This is a genomic window from Pelagivirga sediminicola (assembly GCF_003072125.1).
GTDB classification, from domain to species: domain Bacteria; phylum Pseudomonadota; class Alphaproteobacteria; order Rhodobacterales; family Rhodobacteraceae; genus Roseovarius; species Roseovarius sediminicola.
The window spans coordinates 96,682-103,458 of the sequence record NZ_QCYH01000010.1 but is presented as its reverse complement, the minus strand read 5'-3'; the positions used below and the strand labels follow the sequence as shown (position 1 = coordinate 103,458).

Genomic DNA, 6,777 nt, shown 5'->3' with positions numbered 1-6,777 from the left:
AAGCCGCGTAAACCAAAAGCCGCACCCAAACCCCTCTGATCAATACGGCGCGCCCACGGCCTTCGCCGAAGGCTTACGCTGAATATCCCGAAGCTGCGCAAGGACAGCTACTTCCCGGACTTCCTGGAACCGCGCAGAACCGCCGAGAAGGCACTGATGGTGACCTGCCCTGAATCGTCCCGGATTTGTCGGAGACCTATAGCTTCATTTCACGCGACCATATCGAGCACGTCGCGCTGTGCATAGAAGTTCTCTTCTGCCTCGGCTGGCGGGATGTGATAGTGTCCCACCGAATGGTGTAAGAGCGCCGACCTTCGGAAAGGCCCGGATTTGATCAGGACGCCACCAGAGGTGGTCCTGCTTTTTCGACCAGTTTTCCGCCGAGCTAAGCTCTGGCATGGGTTTCATGTCAGGCGGCGGCAGTCAGGTATTGGTTCCGGGTATCATAGGCCTCGGCCGGCGTCAGCAGCCCATGTGATGAATGCGGGCGTTTTTCGTTGTAGTAGGTGATCCAGGCACCGATCCCGTTGCGGGCCTCCGAGCCGGTTTCGAAGGCGTTCAGGTAGACGCATTCGTATTTCAGCGACCGCCAGAGGCGCTCGATCATGCGGTTGTCGATCCAGCGGCCGCGCCCGTCCGCGTCTCGACCTCCGCCTCCATGATCCGGTCGGCGGCGAAGGCCAGCATCTCACGCACAAGATCGCCATCGGCCTGCTGTTCAACCAGTTCAAGCAGTGTCATTCTCTCATCGGTCATCGTCATCTCCGTCTTTGGTTTCGAGTGTTGCAACCCAAACCTTTGCCGAAGATCGACGGTGGCCGCCAGCGTCACCACCGGCCGCGCGCTGCGCTACGCCGGGGGCTCCGCGCGCGGCCTCTTACACCGTAACCGCGCCATTGGCACCGCCTGCCTGATGCTCGTGCGATGATCTAAGAGACGTCGTTAAAGACGTCATTAGCGACGTCTCTTATACGGGGTCTGGGATGCGTGGCGAAATTCTTGGGGCGGAGCGGCGACGCTTTTGGCATGACGACGAAAAGCTTGAGATTGTCGCGTCGGTTGGGATTGCCGGGGCGAGTGTGACGCAGGTTGCGCAGCGCCATGAGATTAAGCGACAACAAATTTACGCGTGGCGGCATGAGCTGAAGAAGAAAGGCTTGTGGTCGCCCGATGCCGGGGCGCTTTTCTTGCCGCTGGACATGCCCGTGACTGCAGGAGTGCCGGTGGCGCAGGCACCGGTCGCTGAGCTGCCGCCTCCAGTTGCTGTTGAATTGCGCCTGCGTGGGGGGCGTAGTTTGCATTTTGAAAGCACGATTGATCCTGCTGCGCTGTCGGCGCTGATCCGTGTGGTTGACGCTGCATGATCGGCCCGGGCACCGGTGTGCGTGTGTATCTGGCCTGCGGTGTCACGGATATGCGCAAGGGGATCGCAGGGCTGGCGGCGCTGACCCAGGACGTGTTGCGACAAAAGCCTACCAGTGGGGCGGTGTTTGCGTTTCGAGGCCGTCGGGGTGATCGGATCAAGCTTCTGTTCTGGGATGGGCAAGGGTTTTGCCTCTATTACAAGGTGCTTGAGCGGGGCCGTTTCCCTTGGCCAAATGCCCAGGATGGGGCGATGCGGCTGACCTCGGCGCAGCTTGCGATGCTCTGGGAGGGTATCGACTGGCGGCGTCCGGATTGGGGAGCTCCGCCTGCGAGGGTGGGGTGATTTTGCGCCGGGATTTACGTTATTTATATGGTGCTTCGGCCTGATTTTTGGTAATCAGCCGCATGTCAAAGCCTGCTGAAAATCTGCCTGATGATCCCGCTGAATTGCGCGCGATGATCGCGGTATTGCAGGCCGAGAACGCGCGGATCTCGGCGGAGAACGCCAAGATATCGGCCACGCTGCGGGTTCATGACCAGTTGGTGCAGGCCCTGCGCCTGCGGATCGCCAAGTTACAGAAACTGGCTTTTGGCAAATCCTCGGAGAAAATCGAGCGCGAGATCGAGCAGCTGGAACTGGCGCTCGAAGACCTGCTGGTTGCGGTGGCCGAGGAAGATGATGCGCCCATCGACGAAGGGCGTGATGAGCCGTCACCAGACACTGCCGATGCGCCCGCTTTGCGCCGTCGGCCGCGTGTCTCGGATGAAACTCGCCGCGAGCGCCGTGAGCTTGATCCTGGTGCCTGCTGCCCTGACTGCGGCGGCGACCTGCGCGTGGTAGGCGAGGATGTCAGCGAGTTGCTGGACATGATCGCCGCACAGATGAAGGTGATCCAGATTGCCCGGATCAAGAAATCCTGCCGCCGCTGCGAGAAAATGGTGCAGGAACCAGCCCCCAGCCGCCCGATTCCGGGCAGTATGGCGGGGCCGAACCTGCTGGCGCATGTGCTGGTCTCGAAGTTTGACGACCACCTTCCTTTGTATCGCCAGCACGAGATCTTCGCCCGCATGGGCGCGGACATTCCCGAGACTACGCTGGTGGGCTGGTGTGGTCGCGCCATGAAGACCCTGTCGCCGCTGATAGAGCGGATTGAGGCCGATATTATGGGCAGCGACCTGCTGCATGCGGATGATACACCGATCCGGGTGCTGGATCGCTCTTTGCGCGACAAGGGGCTTGGCAAAGGGGTCAAACAAGGCCGTATCTGGGCCTATGTGCGCGATCAACGCCCTTGGGCGGGATCATCGCCACCGGGCGCTGTCTATCGCTTTGCGCCAGACTGGAAGGAAGAGCACGTTCTTGACCACCTGTCCGATGCGCGCGGCATCCTCCAGGCCGATGGCTACAAGGGCTATGCCAAGCTCTATGCGCCTGAACCCGATGGCAAATCGCGCTTGCGCGAGGCGGCCTGTTGGGCCCACCTACGACGCGACTTCCATGACTTCTGGACCTCGACCAAGTCCGAGATCGCCCGTGAGGCTCTCGACCGGATCGGCAAGTTCTACGATGTCGAGCGCGACATCAACGGTCAGCCCGCTGACGTCCGCTATGCGGCGCGGCAAAAGCTGAGCCGACCAAAGGTCGAGGCCTTCTTTGCCTGGTCCGAACAGCAGCTCCTGCGCATTCCAGGCAAAAGCGATCTGGCCAAGGCCTTCCGCTATGGAATCGCCCGGCAGGACGCCTTCAGCCTGTTTCTGTCTGACGGCCGCGTGGCCATCGACAACAACCCCGCCGAGCGCGCTCTGCGCCCGATTGGGATCGGCAGAAAAAATTGGTTATTTGCAGGGGCGGATACCGGTGCAGAAACCCTCGCACGTGCGATGACCGTCATTGAAACCGCCAAGCTGAACGGTCTCGACCCGCTTGCCTATCTGGCTGACATCTTCGACCGCATCCACGATCACAAGATCAACAGGCTGGATGAATTGCTGCCGTGGAATTGGGCACCATTGGCATCCGTGACGGACAGTCAAGCCGCATAAGCTGCGGTATCAATGGCCTGATTACCTTACACCAAGCTTTGGGACACAGCCACCATCCTCTGTCGTCTGCTCCTTCAGGTTGGGCAGACTCTACATCAGACTGAGGGAACTTCCGGGGGGCAGGTCAGCTGCGGTATCAATGGCGCGCTTACTGTCGATGCCTCCCTCGATCAGTAGCGTCGCAGCCGAGTGCCGGAACCTATGTGGAGACAGATTCTGCGCAATCCCAAATCGTTTTGACAGCATCCGCAGACGTTTCCGGATCCGAAGTGAGGCTCAGGCACCGCTTACCCAGAGCCGACATACGATCTAAATCTATCAAGATATTGGAAGAGGCCTGTGCTGTTGGATCCCTTGACTAAAAGGAGATCTTCTGCGGTGATCTGTCGGCGAAACACCTCATCGAGGTTTTCGAGGCTGATAAACCGGAACCGGGCATCGTCTTGAATATCAGACTGGCACGCAGCGAACTCACTCCCGATAAGGTAGACGAACTCCATCGGTTGTTTTCCGAGAAACTTTAGTAGCTCGCTATGGGCGGACCGGCTATCGTCGCCGAGCTCGGCCATGTCGCCAAGAACGACAATGCGTTTACCCTTGCAGGGAGTAGCGAAAAATTCGCTGAGTGCAGCACGCATGGAAGCCGGATTGGCATTGTAGGAATGATCGATCACCTTGGCCAACCCATCCGGGGTTGTCACCTCAATGACCTGACCACGGCCACGGGGTCTAACATAGGTCGCGAGCCGTCCGATGGTAGGCCCGATCCGCCAGTTCAGAATGTACAACACAGCTACGGTCGCCATCGTATTATATACGGCATAGTTTCCCGTTCCAACGATCGGTGCAACGTGGCGTTGGCCAAAAACTTCCAAGGTGGCAGTGCCAGCCGATCCATCGACGGAGACGGGATAGATATCGGCGGTATCACTCCATCCATAGGTGACGATTCGAAGTCCTTTTCTTTCTGCTGCCGACGCAATAATTTCAAACTCGCTCATATCACGATTCAGAACGGCAACACCGTTTTCCGGCATTCCGGCAAAGATACGTGCCTTCTTTCGCGCGATTGTGGCAGTGTTCTTGTGGTGGATTAGATGCGCCGGGCTGATATTGGTAAAGAGCGCGATGTCCGGCCGCGCCAAGCGAGTGTTTTCCTCCATCTGGCCTATGGCCATTTCCAGAACGCAGTATTCTGTATCGGTGGGCGCACAACAGAGATTCCAGGCAATCCCTCGCACCATGTTAGCGCTGAGACGAGTGCTGTGGACCTTGGCGGTACCTTCAAAGCAATGTGCAATCATCCCCGTTATCGTCGTTTTTCCGGCACTTCCGGTTACACCGATCATCGGACCTGCAAGGGATTTGCGCGCATCCCTTGCCAAGGCCAATAGGGCCGTACGCATATCAGGCACTTGCAAAACGGAATCTGCTTTTATCGGAGCCGCGCTGTCTGTGCCCACAATCGCGATGCGTGGGACTATTGCGTTTTCTTCAAGCTGTTGCGGAGTGATTCCAAATCTCTCTCCCGAGCCCCTGATAAAAGCGATATCATCTGCACGAAAACTGGGAGCATAGATGGAAGCACCACTCACCTCTACTTGAGAGGGCGGTGGGCGCAGCCACTTTGCACCCTCAAGAAGGTCAGCAACGTCTGTTGACGTCCAACGCATGTGTTTCACGTCACTGCTCAGACGACGTCGTTGTTGTTCGCAAAGTTCGGAAAACCATTCTCGTTCGGCGAGATAGGAACGGTAAGCGATCAACCCGGAAAGGTAATGTTCGACATCATCGATGCGCACACGAAAGCCGTGATGGCGGATGAAGAAGCTCCCGGTGACCCGCGCCGGGTTCCTAAAGTGCATCGCGACTTCGGGGAAAAAGAACCCGTTCGTCAGATATTGGGCGCGGGTTTCCATAGCCTCTTTGAAAGCAGAGAGGTCAAACGTGTCGATGACCGGGGTCAGCGCAGGATCACCCAGCGATCGCTGCACCAGAAGACGCGTGGCGCAGCACAGCTCCAACAGCGTGGGAAAGGTAGTGATGCGGTTTCGAATGAAGTCGAGATAATCCCCGATGTTGCGGATACCGAAGCGAATATAACGTTCCTCGGTGACATGAACGGAGAGTTCATTGACGCAATAGGCCAACCAGTGGTCGTGGTATTGCCAGTAATCCTCAGAAATGAAATGATCGACGGCGCGCCGGGCCGCATCGAGCCAACACTCTTCGCCAGTTGCCCCATAAAGGCGCATGAGTCCAAACGCCGCCTCCCCGTCATAATAGACGGTGCGGAACTCTTCTTTTGGCGTCAGAGTTTCGGCATCTAGAATATGATAAAATCCGCCGTCCTCACGTTGCATCGACAGGATACCGTTGCCCAAACGGCGCGCCAGGTCTAGCCAGGGCATTTCTCCTGTCGTCTCGTAAAACTTGCAGAGCGCCAGGATCGCAACAGCGTTTCCGCCGAGTTTGACCTCCATGCCCGCGTCCATAAGATAAGCTGCCGTCCCGGCCGGTCCAATGCTGTGTTTGACCAGCCTTTTCGAGATCTGCTTCAGAGATCGTTCGATGGTTGCGCGCATATCGTCTTTGTGCAGTACCCCATAGGCTTCACAGAGCGCATAGGTGCTGCTGGCGTGGCGTAACGTGTTGTAGTGATTGATCGGGCGATCAAAGCTGGGGTGCCAGCCATAATGGAACATCCCATCTTCCTTGACCTGTCCTGCCAGATAAGTGGCGCTTTCGCGTATAAGGAAATCGATATTTTCGGGTTGATTGACGTCGAAAACACGCCGTCCGCCATCGAGGCCCGACGGCATGAGTGCATGAAGAACACCGCTGTCGCGATCCTGAAACAGTCCCTCCGAGCGGAACAGGTGAACCTCGGCGGAATCTCGCGGAATTCGGAATGTTCTGCCAAAGCGGCGCTTCCAGTAAACCTCAAAATTGTTCGTGTTGATTTCGCAGTGTGGAACTCGGGAGCCTTTGTAGAGCAAAGCACTGCCGTTCAATTCTCCTTCGGTCACCGCCTGCCGGAAACTGGCGTCGAGTGATAACCCTTTGCGGCTATAGTTCCGCTTCACCTTCTGCAACGCTTCCTTGTAGGCGCCAAAAGAAAGCGCGCGCACCCCCGTCGCCCAATCCATCCGAACATGTCGGGCCGTAAGAAAGCGAACCGACTCTTTTTCCGTCAGCTTTTCACGCAGGTCGATCAGATTGGCGGCCGTAATCGTCCGAACCTGGGCGCGGCTGTTCCCCTCGGTCGAGGAAAGGAAAACGACGTAACGCGGATAGGGCTCAGGCAGGGGAGTGATCCGTGCGACAAGTTCATCCAGAATTCGGGAGATGGGGGTATCTTTCATGGAG

General features: G+C 57.7%; 5 protein-coding genes and 2 pseudogenes. 3 read left to right on the top strand and 4 right to left on the bottom strand.

All coding sequences use genetic code 11. The annotated features are described in order from the left end of the window. Positions 1-409: 409 nt before the first annotated feature. Together DC366_RS15290 and DC366_RS15285 are read right to left on the bottom strand one after the other, a co-directional pair. Positions 410-637, bottom strand: a pseudogene (locus tag DC366_RS15290) (integrase core domain-containing protein); the annotation flags it as partial. Then, positions 610-756 (bottom strand): annotated as a pseudogene (locus DC366_RS15285) (IS256 family transposase); the annotation flags it as partial. The pseudogenes DC366_RS15285 and DC366_RS15290, both read right to left, overlap by 28 nt. Positions 757-983: 227 nt before the next feature. On the opposite strand from DC366_RS15285, the gene tnpA reads away from it, so the two are divergent. From tnpA to tnpC, 3 genes are all read left to right on the top strand, one after another. Continuing rightward, entirely contained in the window at positions 984-1,364 is a 381-nt protein-coding gene (tnpA, locus tag DC366_RS15280; protein ID WP_108693087.1) for an IS66-like element accessory protein TnpA, read from the top strand. Beyond that, positions 1,361-1,708 carry an IS66 family insertion sequence element accessory protein TnpB gene (tnpB, locus tag DC366_RS15275; RefSeq protein ID WP_108693086.1) on the top strand — a complete coding sequence of 116 codons (348 nt, stop codon included), beginning with the start codon at positions 1,361-1,363 and terminating at the stop codon, positions 1,706-1,708. The genes tnpA and tnpB overlap by 4 nt, the downstream gene beginning before the upstream one ends. Positions 1,709-1,770: 62 nt before the next feature. Further along, positions 1,771-3,408: an IS66 family transposase gene (tnpC, locus tag DC366_RS15270; RefSeq protein ID WP_108693085.1), complete on the top strand. Its 1,638-nt coding sequence runs from the start codon at positions 1,771-1,773 to the stop codon at positions 3,406-3,408. Between the two features lie 90 nt (positions 3,409-3,498). Here tnpC and DC366_RS15265 read toward each other — a convergent pair whose 3' ends face one another. Beyond that, positions 3,499-3,660 carry a hypothetical protein gene (locus tag DC366_RS15265; protein WP_279305764.1) on the bottom strand — a complete coding sequence of 54 codons (162 nt, stop codon included), beginning with the start codon at positions 3,658-3,660 and terminating at the stop codon, positions 3,499-3,501. A gap of 35 nt (positions 3,661-3,695) precedes the next feature. Further along, on the bottom strand, positions 3,696-6,773 hold the full coding sequence (locus DC366_RS15260) for a Mur ligase family protein (RefSeq protein ID WP_108693083.1): 3,078 nt from the start codon (positions 6,771-6,773) through the stop codon (positions 3,696-3,698). Between the last annotated feature and the right edge of the window lie 4 nt (positions 6,774-6,777).